This window comes from Scandinavium sp. UTDF21-P1B (genome assembly GCF_040750395.1).
GTDB lineage: Bacteria > Pseudomonadota > Gammaproteobacteria > Enterobacterales > Enterobacteriaceae > Scandinavium.
Window position 1 is genome coordinate 21,758 of sequence record NZ_JBFLVD010000001.1, and the last position, 17,399, is coordinate 39,156.

At 55.5% G+C, this 17,399-nt stretch carries 20 protein-coding genes; 15 read left to right on the forward strand and 5 right to left on the reverse strand.

The window, feature by feature from the left end:
- Window positions 1-117: 117 nt before the first annotated feature.
- Window positions 118-1,254 carry a capsular polysaccharide export protein, LipB/KpsS family gene (locus AB1287_RS00130; RefSeq protein WP_435616535.1) on the forward strand — a complete coding sequence of 379 codons (1,137 nt, stop codon included), beginning with the start codon at window positions 118-120 and terminating at the stop codon, window positions 1,252-1,254.
- 38 nt (window positions 1,255-1,292) lie between these two features.
- On the opposite strand, the gene AB1287_RS00135 is transcribed toward AB1287_RS00130, so the two are convergent.
- From AB1287_RS00135 to flgA, 3 genes are all read right to left on the reverse strand, one after another.
- A complete protein-coding gene (locus AB1287_RS00135) occupies window positions 1,293-1,730 on the reverse strand; it encodes a flagellar protein FlgN (RefSeq protein WP_435616536.1) in 438 nt (145 codons plus the stop codon).
- A gap of 3 nt (window positions 1,731-1,733) precedes the next feature.
- Entirely contained in the window at window positions 1,734-2,006 is a 273-nt protein-coding gene (gene flgM / locus AB1287_RS00140; protein ID WP_435616537.1) for a flagellar biosynthesis anti-sigma factor FlgM, read from the reverse strand.
- A gap of 129 nt (window positions 2,007-2,135) precedes the next feature.
- Window positions 2,136-2,918, reverse strand: a complete 783-nt coding sequence (gene flgA / locus AB1287_RS00145) for a flagellar basal body P-ring formation chaperone FlgA (RefSeq protein ID WP_435616538.1) — start codon at window positions 2,916-2,918, stop codon at window positions 2,136-2,138.
- Between the two features lie 89 nt (window positions 2,919-3,007).
- Here flgA and flgB point away from each other — a divergent pair, with 89 nt between their 5' ends.
- Genes flgB through AB1287_RS00205 form a run of 12 tightly spaced genes read left to right on the forward strand, consistent with a single transcriptional unit; the run spans window position 3,008 to window position 12,760 of the window.
- Window positions 3,008-3,358, forward strand: a complete 351-nt coding sequence (gene flgB, locus AB1287_RS00150) for a flagellar basal body rod protein FlgB (RefSeq protein WP_435616539.1) — start codon at window positions 3,008-3,010, stop codon at window positions 3,356-3,358.
- A 23-nt stretch (window positions 3,359-3,381) separates the two neighbouring features.
- Window positions 3,382-3,807 carry a flagellar basal body rod protein FlgC gene (gene flgC, locus AB1287_RS00155; protein WP_435616540.1) on the forward strand — a complete coding sequence of 142 codons (426 nt, stop codon included), beginning with the start codon at window positions 3,382-3,384 and terminating at the stop codon, window positions 3,805-3,807.
- 2 nt (window positions 3,808-3,809) lie between these two features.
- Window positions 3,810-4,487, forward strand: a complete 678-nt coding sequence (gene flgD / locus AB1287_RS00160; protein WP_435616541.1) for a flagellar hook assembly protein FlgD — start codon at window positions 3,810-3,812, stop codon at window positions 4,485-4,487.
- A gap of 32 nt (window positions 4,488-4,519) precedes the next feature.
- The gene (flgE, locus tag AB1287_RS00165; protein ID WP_435616542.1) at window positions 4,520-5,710 is read left to right on the forward strand and encodes a flagellar hook protein FlgE; all 1,191 of its coding nucleotides are present in this window, start codon (window positions 4,520-4,522) and stop codon (window positions 5,708-5,710) included.
- Complete coding sequence (gene flgF / locus AB1287_RS00170) at window positions 5,710-6,441, forward strand: flagellar basal body rod protein FlgF (protein ID WP_435616543.1); 732 nt, start codon at window positions 5,710-5,712, stop codon at window positions 6,439-6,441. Before flgE ends, flgF begins: the two co-directional genes overlap by 1 nt.
- A gap of 17 nt (window positions 6,442-6,458) precedes the next feature.
- Window positions 6,459-7,244: a flagellar basal-body rod protein FlgG gene (flgG, locus tag AB1287_RS00175; RefSeq protein ID WP_435616544.1), complete on the forward strand. Its 786-nt coding sequence runs from the start codon at window positions 6,459-6,461 to the stop codon at window positions 7,242-7,244.
- 27 nt (window positions 7,245-7,271) lie between these two features.
- Window positions 7,272-7,937, forward strand: a complete 666-nt coding sequence (gene flgH, locus AB1287_RS00180; RefSeq protein ID WP_435616545.1) for a flagellar basal body L-ring protein FlgH — start codon at window positions 7,272-7,274, stop codon at window positions 7,935-7,937.
- On the forward strand, window positions 7,937-9,040 hold the full coding sequence (locus tag AB1287_RS00185) for a flagellar basal body P-ring protein FlgI (RefSeq protein ID WP_436799808.1): 1,104 nt from the start codon (window positions 7,937-7,939) through the stop codon (window positions 9,038-9,040). Before flgH ends, AB1287_RS00185 begins: the two co-directional genes overlap by 1 nt.
- 9 nt (window positions 9,041-9,049) lie before the next feature.
- Window positions 9,050-9,445: a rod-binding protein gene (locus AB1287_RS00190; protein WP_435616547.1), complete on the forward strand. Its 396-nt coding sequence runs from the start codon at window positions 9,050-9,052 to the stop codon at window positions 9,443-9,445.
- 3 nt (window positions 9,446-9,448) lie between these two features.
- Window positions 9,449-10,819: a flagellar hook-associated protein FlgK gene (gene flgK / locus AB1287_RS00195; RefSeq protein WP_435616548.1), complete on the forward strand. Its 1,371-nt coding sequence runs from the start codon at window positions 9,449-9,451 to the stop codon at window positions 10,817-10,819.
- A gap of 19 nt (window positions 10,820-10,838) precedes the next feature.
- Window positions 10,839-11,753, forward strand: coding sequence for a flagellar hook-associated protein FlgL (gene flgL, locus AB1287_RS00200; protein ID WP_435616549.1), 915 nt, complete (start codon window positions 10,839-10,841; stop codon window positions 11,751-11,753).
- A gap of 5 nt (window positions 11,754-11,758) precedes the next feature.
- Window positions 11,759-12,760 carry a hypothetical protein gene (locus AB1287_RS00205; RefSeq protein ID WP_435616550.1) on the forward strand — a complete coding sequence of 334 codons (1,002 nt, stop codon included), beginning with the start codon at window positions 11,759-11,761 and terminating at the stop codon, window positions 12,758-12,760.
- A 131-nt stretch (window positions 12,761-12,891) separates the two neighbouring features.
- Here the strand turns inward: AB1287_RS00205 and AB1287_RS00210 are convergent, their stop codons facing one another.
- Both AB1287_RS00210 and AB1287_RS00215 read right to left on the reverse strand, forming a co-directional pair.
- A complete protein-coding gene (locus AB1287_RS00210) occupies window positions 12,892-13,365 on the reverse strand; it encodes a hypothetical protein (RefSeq protein ID WP_435616551.1) in 474 nt (157 codons plus the stop codon).
- Window positions 13,337-14,284 carry a transcriptional regulator gene (locus AB1287_RS00215; protein WP_435616552.1) on the reverse strand — a complete coding sequence of 316 codons (948 nt, stop codon included), beginning with the start codon at window positions 14,282-14,284 and terminating at the stop codon, window positions 13,337-13,339. Before AB1287_RS00215 ends, AB1287_RS00210 begins: the two co-directional genes overlap by 29 nt.
- A 713-nt stretch (window positions 14,285-14,997) precedes the next feature.
- Here AB1287_RS00215 and AB1287_RS00220 point away from each other — a divergent pair.
- Both AB1287_RS00220 and fliD read left to right on the forward strand, forming a co-directional pair.
- Entirely contained in the window at window positions 14,998-15,846 is an 849-nt protein-coding gene (locus AB1287_RS00220) for a flagellin (protein ID WP_435616553.1), read from the forward strand.
- A 211-nt stretch (window positions 15,847-16,057) separates the two neighbouring features.
- On the forward strand, window positions 16,058-17,386 hold the full coding sequence (gene fliD, locus AB1287_RS00225) for a flagellar filament capping protein FliD (protein WP_435616554.1): 1,329 nt from the start codon (window positions 16,058-16,060) through the stop codon (window positions 17,384-17,386).
- Window positions 17,387-17,399 lie beyond the last annotated feature (13 nt).

Here is a 17,399-nt window from a genome sequence, read left to right on the forward strand (position 1 = left end):
GGACAGGAACAATTTAAGGAAGGGTGAATAAATGTTTTTGCCCCCTTTCAGGAGGCCGTGTCAAAGCTACCTGCTGTGCAGGTGGATTCTTTTCTCAGATTTATACGGACTTTTTGCATGATAGCTTTTCTTGTCGAAGGTATTTATTACGCCAATTTTTTTTCGCGTATTGTTAATGCGCTTTCTGAAAAAGAAAAAAAAGAGATTGTTTTTTATTCACGGGATCTGGATACCAGCCGCTTTCTGAAGGCCAGGCAACCTCAGTGCAGGAACGTTGTGCTGCCAGTCATGACTGGGGTTCCCAATCGTACCACCTTCAGCGCCTCGAAGCCGATGCTGGCTGACAGACTGGATCGGGCGATCACATCATGTTTTGAATATGTGATTGGTGGCAATAGCTACGATGCCTGCTGGCAGGTTATGGTCTCCTATTTTCTTTTTTTCAGCAGGGAGTTGGCGGCCGGCGGTGACGATAAAATGATCATGTGCAGTGGGTGTGGAATTGGGGCAAAGGCCGCCAGCCTTATTTGCGATATCAGCCAGATCCCGACGCAGTTCGTGGAGCTTTCAAATCTGCCGAATAAAATTTTTGTTGACCCGGCAGGAACGAATGCCCACTCACGGCTTGCCCATGACCCCTCGATTCTGGATGCTTATCCTGCCGTCGATGATGAAGTACACCAGGCCTGGATGACGGTTTACCAGGCTGAAAAAGCCCTTCCTCCTCCGCAGGCAAAAGGGAATATATTAGGGGCGAAAATCGAAGAACTATCGCAGGATCAGGTGCTAAAAGAAGAGCTGCCTTATCTGTTTTTACCATTACAGGTTTCTAATGATGCCCAACTGTGGCTGCATTCCGATTATAGAAACGCTGATGCGATTCAGTATGCGGTGGAGATGGCTGCGCAGTGCAATCTGCTGGCAGTCGTTAAAATCCACCCCGCCGAAGTATCAGTAGACGAACTGAATAAAATTCTACAGTTAAAGAAAATTTACGGGTTTAGAATAACGATGGAACCCACCACGGCGCTACTACAACGGGCTCAGGCGGTGGTAACGATTAACTCAACCGTTGGTCTGGAAGCGATGCTTTATGGCAAGCCTTTGTCGGTGCTTGGACGCAGCTACTATAAGCAATTTGATGCAGAACGACTGAAAAAGTATATCCACAGCTATTTATTCAGTGGCGTGGAATTTTTTGGCGATGGTCAAATTGACAGGAAAACGGCACTGGCTTTTTTGCTACACAATTAACGAGCACAGGCCTGTCAAAAACAGGCCCAGTGTCTGCCTTACGCCTGCTGGTACAGCCAGTTTTCCGGCTCGCCGATGTTCAGCAGATTGACCAGAATGTCCTGCTGCATGTGCATTAACGCGCCGTTGGCGTCGTTGCTGGCCTGGCAGGTGGCGGCCTGCTGCTGGAGATCGCGCCAGAGGGCACCGACCTTCGGCTTATGTTCGCCGGGCAGGCGGGCGATCAGCGACTGCATGCCCAAACTGCTGGCCTGGATGCCGAGCTCATCAAGCAGCTGATAGCGCTGCTGGCTGTTGTGGGTGAGCTGATGGTACAGCGCCATGATCTGCGCGTTGACCGCGTCCAGGGCGGCTGCATCGCGGGCGATGATATGCTGGCGCTGCTCGGCGAGCAGCGCGTTCAGCGCCTGATAGCGCTGGCGATCGACCGCCAGTCCCTGAATGACGGATTTCACCCGCAGGGCTTCGTTACTCATGTCTTACCTCTGAAAATACTTCTGCATCGCATCGGTCAGCGAATCGAGATTAATGGCGATTTTGCCGCTGCTGATGGCGTCTTTCATTTCGGCAACGCGAGCCATGTCGACGTCAGGCAGAGCAGCCAGCTGTGACTGCGCATCGCCCAGAACCGGATCGACGGCAGCGCTGCGTGTGATAGTCTGGCCTTCCTGCGCCACGGTGCGGGTCTGCTCCGTGCTGGAGGCTTTATTGATCGCGGCATTAAGGTTGTACTGTGTGGCGGTCACTTTCATCGCTTTCTCTCTTTTTCATTCTGGATGCGGATGCGGGTGAAGACTTCCTTGCGGAAAAAGGGTTTCCTTATCCCGTCATCAAGTCAAAGCGACCGCACAGGCAGCAGACTTAAACCGGTTCGCGTATTTTTATTGGCCTGATGCATACACCATCCGCACCACGCCGCTGTCGGTCACAATGGCGCTGACAATTCGCTCGCTGCTCTCATTTTTCACCTTAATCATTTCCCCTTTGCGCCCCTTTTTCATCGCCTCACCGACGGTCTGGGCCTGCACGCCGCCCTGCTCGGCAATCATCATCACCCGCTGACCGCGCTCTACCAGCACCGGTGAGTCAAGCTGATTCATGGCTATAGGCTGCAGTTCACGCACGCGGCGCTTCACGGTTAAGCCCATCACTTCATCAGGCTGGGTGACGTAGTTGCCGCGGGTATTGCTGATGTTGAGCTTTTTGATGGAGATGTCGTCGGGAGCGATCACATGCCCACGCTCCAGTCCCTGGCGGGCGACCACGATCGGCAGATAAATGTCCGGCTTGACGGTAACCGCCATATCCCAGCCCTGGCCCTCATCACAGCGCACGTCAAGGCGAATGCGGGAGAGCTCTACTCTGTCACCGCCCGGAAAGGAGACGGAAAGACTTTTGCCGCAGGTAGGCAACTGCGCGGCTTCGGCCGGAATAAACAGGTTCATTTTTGCCTGATAGTCAGGCCAGTGGCGGCGTTTGGCCTCATTGCGAATCACATCGGAGGCATAGAGCTGTACGGCGACGTAGATCTGCTTACGGGCATTTTGGGCCTGTACAGGGGCAGCAAAAGCGCCGAGCGACAGCAGGAGGAAGGCGAAACCGGAAAGGCGGAAAAACCCCTTCATCCCGTTGCGGAGTAAATCAACAAAAATACTATAAATCATGATATTAGAAACCTGGCACGATAATTGCTATGAGTAAGTGTTGGCATAGCATATTGACCGCCAGTTTCTGGCATCAGAGGAAACATATTGTGAGTATCACTTTTGACAAGGCATTGGGCGTACATCCGCAGGCTGTAGCACTTCGACTTTCCCGAGCAGAGCTGCTTTCAGCCAACCTGGCTAACGTCGATACCCCCAATTTCCAGGCTAAAGATATTGATTTTGCCGCTGAGATGCAACGCTCACAGTCGAGTTTTTCAACATCATCAGCGCCGCAAATGATGTATCGCGTGCCTTATCAGCCCTCTTCAGACGGCAACACCGTTGCCCTGAACGTGGAGCAGGCTGAATTCTCCAAAAACACGCAGGACTACCAGATGAGCCTCGCGTTTTTGAACATGAAGTTCACTGGCCTCAAGCAGGCCATTGAAGGTAAGTAAACCCATTCAGGTAACAACGGAATATGGCTTTTACCGATATTTATCGCGTTTCCGGGTCGGCGATGACCGCACAAACCGTGCGTCTGAACACCATCGCCAGCAACCTGGCCAATGCCGAAACCGCCGCGGCCAGCGAGGACGGCGTCTACAAAGCACGTCGTCCGGTATTTGCGGCGGTGTATGGCAATGACGAGCTGATGAACAACCGCGCGATGACCGGTGCCCGCGTGCAGGTGATGGACGTGGTGGAGAGCGGCAATGCGGTGCAGCGTTATGAGCCGCATAACCCGATGGCGAACACCGACGGCTATGTCTATTACCCGGACGTCAACGTGGTGGAAGAGATGGCCGACATGATGTCCGCGTCGCGCAGTTTCGAGACCAACGTGGATGTTCTTAACAGTGTGAAAAGTATGCAGCAGAGCCTGCTGCGTCTTGGAGAAGTGTAAGCATGAATGTTGATGGAACAACTGGCAGCAGCCAGCAAGACCCTTCATCCGGTAACAACATTGCCCCTAATGGTTCAGCTGCCGGGATGAACAACCTGTTTATGCAGCTGTTGGTGGCGCAGATCCAGAACCAGGATCCGCTCAATCCGACCGACGGTACCGAGTACGTGAGCCAGCTGGCGCAGCTGACTCAGGTGCAGTCGATGGAAACCATGTCGCAGCTGATGGCCAACAGCTCGGTGCTGATGGACAACCTGCAAACCCTGACCACCGGTAACCTGGTGGGGCAGCACGTGATGGTACAGACCGACAGTATCAACAGCGACGGCGAAACCGCGATTGAAGGTCGTCTGACCCTGGAGCACCCGGCGAGTACGGTGACGGTGATCGTCAAAGATTCCAGCGGAACCGAGCACAAAATTGAGCTGGCGAACCAGGACGCCGGGCAGGTGGACTTCACCATTGATCCGAAAGAGATGGGGCTTGCGGAAGGTAAATACACCCTGAGCGTGGTGACGGACACCGGTGAGGACGCGGTTCCCGTTGAGATTGGTGGCACCGTAACCAACGTGCGCATCCCGCTCGACGGCAGCCCGACGCAGCTCAACATCGCCGGTATTGGCGAAGTGGCTTACAACAACATCACTCAGTTTGGCGATTCGGCACAGAAGCGTAGCTGAGCCGGACACGGATTCGTTAACAGGACTTTTTTATGAGCTTTAGTATTGCAACCTCCGGCCTTAACGCCATCACCGAACAGCTGAATGCTATCTCGAACAACATCGCCAACTCCGGCACCGTAGGCTATAAGTCGGGCCGTGCAGAATTTGCTTCCCTTTATGCGGGCACTCAGGCGCTGGGCGTCGGCGTGACCGGCGTAACCGAAAGCATCACCAAAGGCGGTACGATTTCCTCATCGGCTAATGGCCTCGATCTGGCGATCAATGGCAACGGATTCTTTGTCGTGCGCGGTGGCGACGGCACCACCGCCTATACCCGCGCGGGCTATTTCGGCACCGACGCCAGCGGCAACCTGATTAACAACCTTGGCATGTACATGCAGGGTTATCCGGTCGATGCGAACGGCAAGCTGCAGGTGGGCTCAGTAAGCAACCTGACCATCAGCAGTGGCTCCATTCCGGCGAAGGCGACCGATTCCCTCGACTTCACCGCCAACCTCAACGCCAATGCAGAAGTCCCGGCTACCACGCCGTTCGACCCGAAAGACAGCACCAGCTTTAACGACACCTACACTACTCAGGTGTATGACTCGCTCGGTCGCGAACACACGGTGAACCAGTACTTCGTTAAAACCGGCGATAACAGCTGGGAAGTGCACTACTACATGGACGACACCGAAATCCCGAACAGCAGCCAGGCGATTGAGTTCACCGAACAGGGCGTGCTGAAAAGCCCGACCGGCATCACGACCCTGAGTGCCGCAGTTCCGGGTGCGGAAGATCTCTCCATCGATCTGAGCTACACAGGCACCACCCAGTACGGCTCTGACTTCTCCGTCAGCAAGAACAAAAGCAGCGGCTATGCCTCCGGTGAGCGTACCGGTCAGGCAATTGACGAAGACGGCAGCGTTTACGCCACCTTCTCTAACGGCGAGCGCCTGCTGCAGGGTCAACTGATCCTCGCCAACTTCGCCAACCCGAACGGCCTGGCCTCGCAGGACGGTACTACCTGGGCGCAGACCGCTAACTCTGGTGCGCCGCTGACGGGGGCGCCGGGTTCTGGTCTGCTGGGCTCCATCAAAGCCGGGGCGCTGGAACAGTCCAACGTGGACTTGACCTCCGAACTGGTGGGACTGATGAGCGCACAGCGTAACTATCAGGCCAACACTAAGGTCATCAGTACCAACGACAACATGATGAACGCACTCTTCCAGGCGGTGTAATGGATCGTTTGATTTTTACTGCCGTCAGTGGCGCATCACGCAGTCTGTCGCAGCAGCAGATCCACTCGAACAACCTGGCGAACGTCAATACTCAGGGCTTTCGCAGCGATCTGGATAACGCCATTTCGCAGCAGGTGAGCGGTGAAGGCTACGACTCGCGCTATCTGGTCGAACCGGTGCCCGGCGGTGTCGATATGACGCCGGGCGCGGTGCGGGAAACCGGGCGTAACCTGGACGTCGCCATCAAGGGCAACGGCCTGATCGCGCTGGCCAGTGGCAACCGTGAAGTTTATACCCGCAACGGGCAGATTGACGTCAGCCCCGATGGTGATCTGTCTATCGGCGGATTGCCGGTGGAAGGGGATAACGGCCCGATCGTGCTGCCGCCGTTCTCATCGGTGAGCATTGGCAATGACGGGATCATCACTATCGTACCGGAGGACGGCGATATTGCCGCACCGGTAGATGTGGATCGCATCAAGCTGGTGAACATCCCGACTGCGCAGCTCAGCAAAAACGCCGACGGGCTGCTGGTGACCAACGCCACGGTTAACCCGCGCGACGAAGACGTGACGCTGGCCTCGGGCCACCTCGAAATGGCGAACGTCTCGGCCATCAACGAAATGGTGTCGAGCATTGCGCTCAATCGCCAGTTCGAAGCGCAAATCAAAATGATGAAGGCGGCGGAAGATCTGGCAAATGCCGGCAACCGCCTGATTCGCGGCACCTGACTTAGAGAGAGCACAGTATGAATCCAGCATTATGGATCAGTAAAACCGGTCTGGCGGCGCAGGACGCCAAAATGACCGCGATCTCCAACAACCTGGCCAACGTCAACACCACCGGCTTTAAGCGCGATCGGGCGATGTTTGCCGATCTGTTCTATCAGAATCAGCGTACGCCGGGTGGCCAGCTCGATCAGAACAACGTCGCGCCAACCGGTATCCAGTACGGCACCGGGGTGAAGATTGTCGGCACGCAGAAAGAGTTTTCCGTCGGCAATATTCAGAACACCGGGCAGAACCTTGATGTCGCTATCACCGGTCAGGGCTTCTTCCAGGTTGAGACGCCGGACGGCGATATCGCCTACACCCGCGCCGGCAACTTCCAGAAGAACCCGGACGGCGTGCTGACCAACGCCCAGGGCCTGCCGCTGGTGCCGCAGATTGAGCTGCCCGCCAACACCAAGGATCTGCAGATTGCGAAAGACGGCACGATCACCGCGACCGTTGCCGGGGAAACCGATCCGGTGGAGCTCGGCCAGCTGACGCTGGTGAACTTTGTCAATCCGGCCGGGCTGGAAGCGATGGGCGGCAATCTCTATCGCGAAACCGCCGCCAGCGGCGAAGCGGTGGAAGGCGTGCCGGGAGAAGAAGCGTTCGGTCAGCTTGAGCAGGGCTCACTGGAAGGATCAAACGTCCAGGTGGTGGAAGAGATGGTGGACATGATCACCGTCCAGCGTGCGTACGAGATGAACGCCAAAATGGTTTCCGCCGCCGACGACATGTTGAAGTTTGTCACGCAGTCGATGTAGCGACGAGTGAAATAAAGTGAAAGAGAGATGAAAAAGCAGGTAGTTATCAGCTTACTGGCGCTGTGTCTGGCAGGGTGTGAAAGCCCGGCCTTGCTGGTGAAAAAGGACGATGCGGCCTACGCGCCGCCGGACGATATCGTTATGCCGCCTACTCAGGTGAGCGGCGGTGGCTTATACAACCCCGGCTACAACTGGTCGCTGATGCAGGACCGCCGGGCGTATCGCGTCGGCGATATCCTGACCGTAAAGCTCGACGAGTCCACCCAGGCCAGCAAGCAGGCGCGAACCAACTTCGGCAAGAAGAACGACGTCTCCATCGGCGTGCCTGAAGCCTTCGGCCATTCGGTCGATAAGCTCTCCGGCTCGATAGACGGCAACCGTAACTTCAACGGCAACGCCACTTCACAGCAGCAAAACAGCCTGCGTGGTTCCATTACCGTCGCGGTATTCAAAGTATTGCCGAATGGCGTGCTGGCGATCCGCGGGGAGAAATGGCTCACCCTCAATCAGGGTGATGAATATATGCGGGTGACGGGGCTGGTGCGTGCCGAAGACGTTGAGCGCGATAACTCCATCTCTTCGCAGCGCATCGCCAACGCCCGTATCTCCTACGCGGGACGCGGCGCGCTGAGCGATGCCAACTCCGCAGGCTGGCTGACCCGCTTCTTTAACCATCCGCTGTTCCCGATTTAATGGAGGCCATGATGCGTAAATTAATACTCCTGATGCTGCTCGTTTGCAGCGCCGGGGCCGGGGCTCAGCGCCTCGGCGACGTGGTGGACATCCAGGGCGTTCGCGGCAACCAGCTGGTGGGCTACAGCCTGGTGGTGGGGCTGGACGGTACAGGGGATAAAAACCAGGTCAAATTCACCAGCCAGTCGGTAACCAACATGCTGCGCCAGTTCGGCGTGCAGCTGCCGACCAAAATCGACCCGAAGGTGAAGAACGTGGCGGCGGTAGCCATCAGCGCAACGTTGCCGCCAGGCTACGCGCGTGGGCAGTCTATTGACGTCACCGTCTCGTCCATTGGTGACGCCAAAAGCCTGCGCGGCGGCACGTTACTGATGACGCAGCTGCGCGGGGCCGACGGCGAAGTCTATGCCCTGGCGCAGGGCAACGTGGTGGTCGGCGGCGTGAAGGCCGAAGGCAACAGCGGATCGAGCATTACGATCAACACGCCAACTGTCGGACGCGTGCCGAATGGCGGCTCCGTCGAGCGCGAGGTGGTCACCGACTTCCAGCAGGAGCCGATGGTGATGCTGAACCTCAAACGCCCGAGCTTCAAAACCGCCAACAGCGTGGCGGTGGCGCTGAACAATGCGTTCGGTAGCGGCACGGCAACGGCCCAGAGTGCGACCAACGTGGCGGTGCGAGCGCCGATGAGCGCGGGGGAACGTGTTGCGTTTATGTCGACGCTGGAAGATGTGCAGATTAACGCAGGCAAGCAGCCGCCACGTGTGGTGTTCAACGCCCGTACCGGTACCGTGGTGATCGGCGATGGCGTCGTGGTGCGTGCGGCTGCGGTATCCCACGGCAACCTGACCGTGACCATTCGTGAATCCTCGAACGTCAGCCAGCCAGGCGCCTTCAGCCAGGGCCGCACGGTGGTCACGCCTGACAGCGACGTGGATGTTAACCGCGGCAGTGGGCAAATGGTCACTATCCCGGCGGGTACCAGCCTGCGCAGCATTGTGAACACTATCAACAGCCTTGGCGCTGCACCTGATGACACCATGGCGATTTTGCAGGCGCTGCATGAAGCCGGTGCGCTGGATGCCGAACTGGTCGTGATTTAAGGACTGACAATGATTGATGCCATTAACCGCCAGACCCAGGTGCTGCCCGGCGACATAACCGGGCAGGTGAAGCCACAGAACCTTGAACAGGCCTCCGAGCAGTTTGAGGCCCTGTTTCTGCGTTCGATGCTCAAAGAGATGCGTAAGGCATCGGATGTTATCGGGGAAGACAACCCGTTTAACAGCAAGCAGCAGCGCATGATGCGTGATTTTTACGATGACAAACTCGCGGGCCAGCTGGCATCCCAGCGCAGCACCGGCATTGCGCAGATGATTGTCAGCCAGCTTTCGCCCCAGGCCGCTGCGCCGCTTAAGAATGAGGACGGGATGGCCGCTTTACATCAGCATCCCCGAGATCTGAAAACCCCCGTGGTGCCGGTACTGCGCCAGGGGCAGGAGAAGTAAGCCATGAGCATGATCAATATCGCCTGGAGCGGCGTGCAGGCCGCGCAGCTCGGCATGAATGTAACGTCAATGAACGTCGCCAACTATCTGACGCCAGGTTATAGCCGCCAGGGCATTGTCCAGAGCGCCATCGGCCCAATGGGTGAAGCGGGCATGACCGCTGGCAACGGCGTGCAGGTCGACTCGATTCGCCGCATTTCCGATCAGTATTTGACAGCCCAGGTCTGGCAGAGCAACACCAAAGCAAACTACTTTGCGATGGGCAACCAGTACGTCAGCGCCCTGGAAAAGGTGATCGGTACCGATTCAACCAGTCTCGGCAACGGTCTCGACGATTTTGTCGGGGCGCTGAGTGCGCTGACCCAAAAGCCGGATGACCGTGCCCTGCGCCAGCAGCTGCTGAACCAGGCAGGATCGCTTGCCCAGCGCTTTAACAGCATGAACGACTTCATTAGCAGCCAGAAGACGTCGGTTGGTACCCAGCGTAACGCCATTGTCGATCAGGTGAATACCCTGAGCGCGGGTATCGCCGACTACAACAAAAAAATTACTGAAATGGAGGCCACCGGCGGCAACACCAGCGTACTGCGCGATCAGCGCGACGAACTGGTGAAGCAGATGAGCACCATGGTGGACGTGAAGGTTTCGGAAGACAGCGCGGGCAACTTCACCGTGGCGATGACCAACGGCCAGCCGCTGGTGAGCGGTAAAACCGCCGGGCAGCTGACCGCCGCGCAGGACGGTAACGGTAACACCACGCTGACGCTCAAGTTCTCCAACAGCGAATATTCGATTAACCCGTCAACGGGCGGCCAGCTTGGCGCGCTGTATGACTATGAAACCACCACCCTGAAGCAGATGAAGGATGCGGTGCAGGGCATGGCCGAATCCGTCGCCACGCTGTTCAACGACCAGCTGGGCCAGGGCTACGATCTGAACGGTGAAAAGGGTAAACCTCTGTTCGTCTTCGATCCGAGCAATCCGGCAGGAATGCTGACCGTGACCGATCTCTCGCCGGAAGAGATTGCGCTCTCAAGCGATCCTGACGAAGTGGGCAACGGCGACAACCTGAAAGCCCTGATCGACCTGAAAAATCAGCCAACGGATATTCCGGGCCTTGGCAACATGAGCCTCAACGATGGCGCGGCGGCTATTGTCTCGACTATTGGTATCGCCAGCCGTAAAAGCCAGACCGAAACCGACGCTGCTACTGCCGTGTACGAGCAGGCGCAGAACCAGCGCGACAACCTGAGCGCCGTCAACCAGGACGAAGAGGCGATCAACCTGCAAGTTTATATGCAGGCGTATCAGTCAAACATGAAAGTGATTGCCGCCGGCAACCAGATCTTCAGCGATCTGCTGAGCATGATGTAAGGCCACGGAGAAACGAATAATGCGTATCAGCAGCCTTTATAATTCCAACGCGATGATCTCCCAACTGGGCGTGAACGGGACCCGCATTGGTAAACTGATGGAACAGCTTTCCACCTTAAAACGGGTGAACGTGCCGTCGGACGACCCGGTGGCCGCCAGCCGCCTGGTGCAGCTCAACCGCGAGCAGTCGGCGATTAAGCAATATCAGAGCAACATCTCCAGCCTGAGCGGATCGCTGGCCATTCAGGAAAGCCAGGTGACGGCGCTTGACGATCAGCTTGATGCGCTGAGCAGCAAGCTGCTGTCAGCCAACAACAGCACCCACAGCCAGGAGGATATGAAGGGCTACGGGGCGGAAATTTCCTCGATGATCGATTCGATGGTCGAGATCCTTAACGCCAAAAATGACAGCGGCGGCTATCTTTTCTCCGGTACCAAAACCGACACCCGTCCGGTGACGCAGGATGCGAACGGTAACTACGTCTTCAACGGCAACGATAAAACCCGTGAAACCGACGTGGCGAGCGGCGTGAGCATCAGCGAAACCACTCAGGTGGCCGGATCGTTTTCCACATCGGGTAACGACCTGGAGGTGCTGAATAAGCTGAAGGCGCTGAGCGAGAAAATGCAGGATCCGAACGCAAACTTCGCCGATTATCAGAGTGAGATCAGCGATGCGATCGGGATGGTGCAAAAGAGCAGCGACGGCGTAGCGTCGCTCTATACCGATCTCGGCGGCCGCCAGAACCGTCTGGAGCTGCTGAAGAACGCCCACGATGACATCAGCATGGCCAACGATCAGGTGGTGCGTGATTTGTCTGATACCGACTGGGCGACAGCCAGCAGCAACCTGCAGATGTATACCCAGTCCATCCAGATAACCAACAAGGCTTACAGTATGGTTAGCCAGCTCAACCTGTTCAGCCTGTTGTAATCATTATGCAAGTCGGTTTAAAAACTACCACGGCTCACACTCCCGCTACGCTCGCGCGTGGTGGGGTGGATGCCTCGCAAACCATTCAGCGTCCGGCTGCGGTTGCCACGCCGTCGGCGCGTAATGCTTTTCCGGAAGCCGCGCTGCTTTCCCGCCGTCCGCTGCGCTATAACGTGCAGCTTAACCAGCAGCTTACCGCCGTTCAGCAGGCCGATGACTATCTGGCGCAGACCGAAAACCGTCTGCTGCAGCTGCGTCAGGCGTTCAATCAGGGCGACGCCAGCCGTCAGTCCGGCGCGTTAAAAACACACCTCGAACGCCGCCAGCAGCTTTCCGGCGGTACTGTGGATCGGCACCTGACCTCTTCGGTACAGCAGAGTAACCGCGTCAACTTCACCCTGCCGGGCAGCGAAAAGCTGTTGCTTAATCCGGGCGGCGAAACGCTGGTCTTTGCTCTTGGTGGCAGAGAGCGCCAGCTTGCCGCTATTGTGCTGCCCGATGAAGCTACGCCGAGACAAACCTTAACGCAGCTGAACGTGGGTCTGGGGCGTCTCGGTATTCACGCTCGCCAGGCCGCAAGCGGGCAGCTGACGTTTCAGGTTGCCGAGTCGCAGTGGGATCGGGTCAGCCAGCAGCTCAGCGTGCGTGGCGAAGGACGGCACTTCCCGGCGGATTCCTTCACCTTGTTGGCGCCGCAGGCAGAAGTTGCCAGCAGCGATGAGATGCTGAACATAACGCAGCGTCGCGAATGGGACAGCCTGCCGAAAATGCAGAAAACGCTGAACCACATTACCGCGCAGCGCAGCCAGCTTCGCCAGCAGCAGCTCAGCGTGTCGTCGAGGATTGATGATATGGCGACGGTTTACAGCCCACAGCAGGCGCTGGAAACCTCCGAAGCGCTGGCCCGGCATTTGAGCACCAGCGCGCAGCAGTTCTCCACGCTTTCAACGGCGCTCGGTGCGCAGGCGAACGTCCGGGCGGGAACGGTGAAGAATTTGCTGGGGTAAGGGGGCATCGTATTAGCGTCAATGCCTGCCGGGTGACGGCTGCGTCTTATGCCGGTCCGGGGTTGCATTGGCTTTACCGCCCGGCAAGCGTAGCGCCGCCGGGCGGTAAAGCAAAAGACGTCGGTTCAGAATTACTTCTTCAGCGGGTAAAGAAATATCGATCCACTCTGCCCGACAACCAGCGGCTTCGAGCCGACTTCAATCGGTGCCATCCAGAAGCGAGTGTGCATCAGCAAATCCACTAAGCCATCAATCATGAGCCCCTTCTGCGGGGTGCTGTAGTAAATTGGCGTCAGAGAAAAATAGAGTTTGCCGTTCTGAGCAACGGTCTGCGTGAACTTCCCTTTAAACACGAAGCGGTTATCTTCCGGGCTGGTGATGGTCGAGAATACCGTGCCGTTGGTCGTGCGCATGCTGGAGTCGTAGATCTCTTTGCGCTGCGACATCAGGTCATAAAAGCCCAGCTGAAAATTGCCTTCTACGTCGGTTTTGACGTGCAGAGGGGGTGGATTAAACGTGCTCCACGCTCCCCAGCCTGCCGCCAGGACCAGCAGAATCAGAACGGCAATCAGCCGGTTAGCTGTCTTTGCATGTAGCCATTTCACCGAGCTTCCTCCGGGTTTCACGTAATATCAGGTTGTTGAGATTTTGCGCATCGATTCGCCAGTGATAAAGGGTCATCACCAGCTGTTTTTCATCGCAGCGACTGTGCAGCGAAAAGGTGTAGTTCAGCGTCTGGTTCTCGCTGAAAAAGTAGACATCCATCGTCACCGACTGTGATTTGAGCATCTGGTTCAGGGCGTAAAGTGTTCCCTTAAGCTTGCCGTAAAGCTGATCTTCTGCCTTGGTCGGGTTCACTTCATTGTCGAGGGCATACAGTCTGATGTTGCTGTAGACGTTGGCCTGGATCTCTTGTGCCGCCAGCGTGTTGCTCTGGTTGTGCAGTGCCAGTCTTGAGGCGAGGATCATGCTGAGGAAGAAAGAGAGTAACAGCAGCAGCGCCAGCACAATCCAGCGTTGGGCCCGGCTTATTCCTGGAGTCGATGCTAACGGCGCGGGCGCAGGGGGCGCATCATAAATCAGAGTCTCAGCGACTTCAGGGGCGTTCGGCTCGACGGGCTTCAGGCTCTCTGTCAATTCGGGAGCCGGGCTGGCGTCATCGGCTTCCGGTTCGCTGACCTCCGTTTCCTCTTTCTCGACGAAGCAGCAGTACTCTGCCTCCAGCAAATACCCTTTGCGTGGAATGGTTCTTATTATCTTTTGGGTTTTTCCATCGTCTTCTAAGGCCGCTCTGAGTGCATGAATGGCGTTCGGCAAACTGTTATTGCCAATCACCCGACGCTCCCATACCAGGTTAGTGAGCTCTTCTCGGGTGAAAATACGCCCGGCTTCCTGCATTAATATATGCAGAAGCTTCAGCTGATATTCACCCAGACGCTTACGTTCTCCAGTGACTAAATGGAGTATTGATCCTGAGGGAAGATCAATCAGCCAGTTATTAACGGAACCATAGCGCTTATTCATCGTTTGGCCATCACCATCCAGCAAAAAATATAAAACAACACTGCCGGGTTATTTTTCACCACCCAGCATGTGTTACCTTTTGGTTAACTCCATTTATTATTCACTCAAGAATAGCCGCTGCCTGCGGAGGAAAAGCCAATTCGTCTGGGTAGCTAGCAGTATTTGCCCGATTTTCAGGCAAAACAGGAAGACATTAATCTTCCTGATGTTACTGATACCCAGGAATATTCTTTTCCTATGGCTCTTTTTACGCGATAAAACTGTGACGCGCAACACCATTCTGAACAAAAGTGCTGGGGGGTTATTAACATTCCTGGTCATTTCACGCTCAAACGTTAAGGGCGATAAATAAATTATCTTAATGTTAAAATTTATCATTAGGTTGTGGTTGTTTTGTACTGCAGCCTTATCCATGCTGATGTGATGGGTATTGCCACAGGCCATTTGTGCAAAAATATAATGCACAGGGTTTAAGTTTTTCTTTTTCTGTGTCGCTTTTTATTCCTATTTGCTTGATTTTTTAGCTGATTAAAAGCGCGTAGATGTCATCTGATTTTGATTAGTCGGGCTAATCGGAATGCCTGACATAAAAGGAAATATTTTTATTTCGAAAAAATTTTTAGATCCCATTTAATTTCTCCTCAAGGCGTGTCGTTTTACTCTGGTACACGACACGAAACCTGACAGACAGGTTGCAAAGGAGATTAAACAAGATGGCACTTTCTATTTTCACCAGCGGTTCTTCCATGGCGTCCATTAACGCGCTGAACAAATCCAACAGCATGTTATCCACTGCGATGGAGCGCCTGGGCACCGGTAAACGCATCAACTCCGCAGCAGATGACGCAGCGGGCCTGCAGATTGCAAGCCGCCTGCAGGGTCAGAGCAACGGTATGGCTGTTGCACAGCGTAACATTTCTGATGCGACTGCTATGCTGCAGACTGCGGAAGGCGCGTTCGACGAAGTGAGCAACATCATGTACCGCATGAAAGACCTCGCAACGCAGGCAGCGAACGACACTAACACTGCAAAAGACCGCGAAGCGATCGGTTCTGAACTGGGCGAGCTGCAGAAAGAGCTGGACAACATCATGGGCAACACCTCTTACGGCGGTGAAAAACTGTTTGATAGCACTGACGGCAAACTCACCAAAGAGATGAACTTCCAGATCGGCTCCAGCGCCGATGAGAAAATGAGCGTTAACCTCTCCGGTGCACTGGCTGCGACCGCAAGCGGTATCACCAGTATCTCTGGTGCCCTGGCTGGTATCGATACGGCTTCTGGCGCACAGGCTCTGATGAAGACGCTGGAAACGAGCCTGGAAAGCGTGGGTTCCATGCGTTCAAGCCTGGGTGCCAACATCAACCGTCTGGGCCACACCGCGGCTAACCTGGCGAACATGAAGGACAACACCGAGCTGGCGCTGGGCAACATTCAGGATGCCGACTTCGCAAGCGAAGCGTCCAGCATGACCCGCAACCAGATGCTGGCACAAACCAGCATGTCCATGCTGAAGCAGTCCAACAGCATGTCCGGTATGGTGATGTCCCTGCTGGGCTAATCCTGAGCCGGATGTCCCATCACCCACGAAAACACCGCTGCATGGCGGTGTTTTTTTTTGCCCCTGATGCGTTTCCTCCTCGCGGAAAAACCGGAAGCGGTGATTCCTTCCTGTTTTTAACGCATTGAAAATTAAAAACTAAAAAGTTGGCATGACAATTGCTATACAGGATGTGTATTACCGATAGCACGCTTGCCAGGAGAAACTAACGATGTCTGACTTTTCCAGTATTGATCCTACACAGATGGCCACTCAGCTGGCCCAGTACGATATTCTGGCGATGCAAAATGCGCTGAAAAGCCAATCGACCACCCTGGCTGCGCAACGTACGGCGCTGTCGTCACTGCGCACCGCGTTGACCACCTTCCGTACGGCTATCACCGGAATGAACTCCTCCAGTAGCACGGTGCTGAAAAATACGGCCACTATGAATCAGGAGGGGATCGCCAACATCACCGCCAGCGCTTCGGCGCGCAAAGGCACCTACAGCCTGAACGTTAAGCAACTGGCAACGGCGGAGCAGACCGGCTATTCAGATCTGACGGACCAAAGCATCAAGGATGCCACTGGCACCATGACCATCACCGTCGATGGAAAATCCATTGATATCAACATGGACGACCTGGAGAGCCTGTCGGATTTTGCTGATGCGGTGAACAAATCGGAGTTTCCGGAAGGCAGCGACGGTGAAAAAACCGGTGTTACCGCCTCGTTGGTGCGTACCGACGGCAAAGTGACGTTAATGCTGAGCAGCGATCAGACCGGGGCAAAGAACAGCATTCAGCTGGATACCTCTGGCCTGACCAGCGACCAGACGATTTTTGATAATACCGATGAAATTTCCACCGCCCAGGATGCGAAATTCACCCTCGGTAATTCACAGAATGAACTCACCAGCAGCTCTAACACCCTGAGTAACCTGATCGACGGCGTCAGCATTCAGCTGACCGGTACCACCGAGACGAACAAGCCGCTGATCATCACCGTGGATACCGATACCACCGGCACCCAGGAGCAGGTTCAGGCGTTTATCGATGCCTATAACACTCTGAAAGATACCCTGAAGGGCCTGACATCCAGCGGCAGCGATGGCAAGGACCGCGGGGCGTTTGCCGGGGATGCCAGTATGTCCTCTCTCAGCAACGAGCTGAGCAACATGCTGCGCAACACCTTCGGCGATCAGAATATGACCAAATTCGGCATCACCGCGGATAAAGACGGCAAGCTGACCCTCGACAGCAACAAGCTCGACGAGCAACTGAAAAACGACCCGCAGTCCGTTACTGATTTCTTCAACGGTGACAAAGGATTGCTCAAGACGATGGATAAATCGCTGGATAAATACCTCAGCAGTACCTCAGGTCTGCTGAAGGGACGTGAAGACTCACTGGATCGCCAGCAGAAAGATATCGATACCAAAACGGAAAAAATGCAGAACCGTTATGACTCTTCCTACAACCGCTATCTCAAGCAGTTTACGCAGTTGCAGAAGGTGATGACACAAATGAACAACACCATGGGCATGTTTGGCTTAGCTTAAGGAACAACTCCGG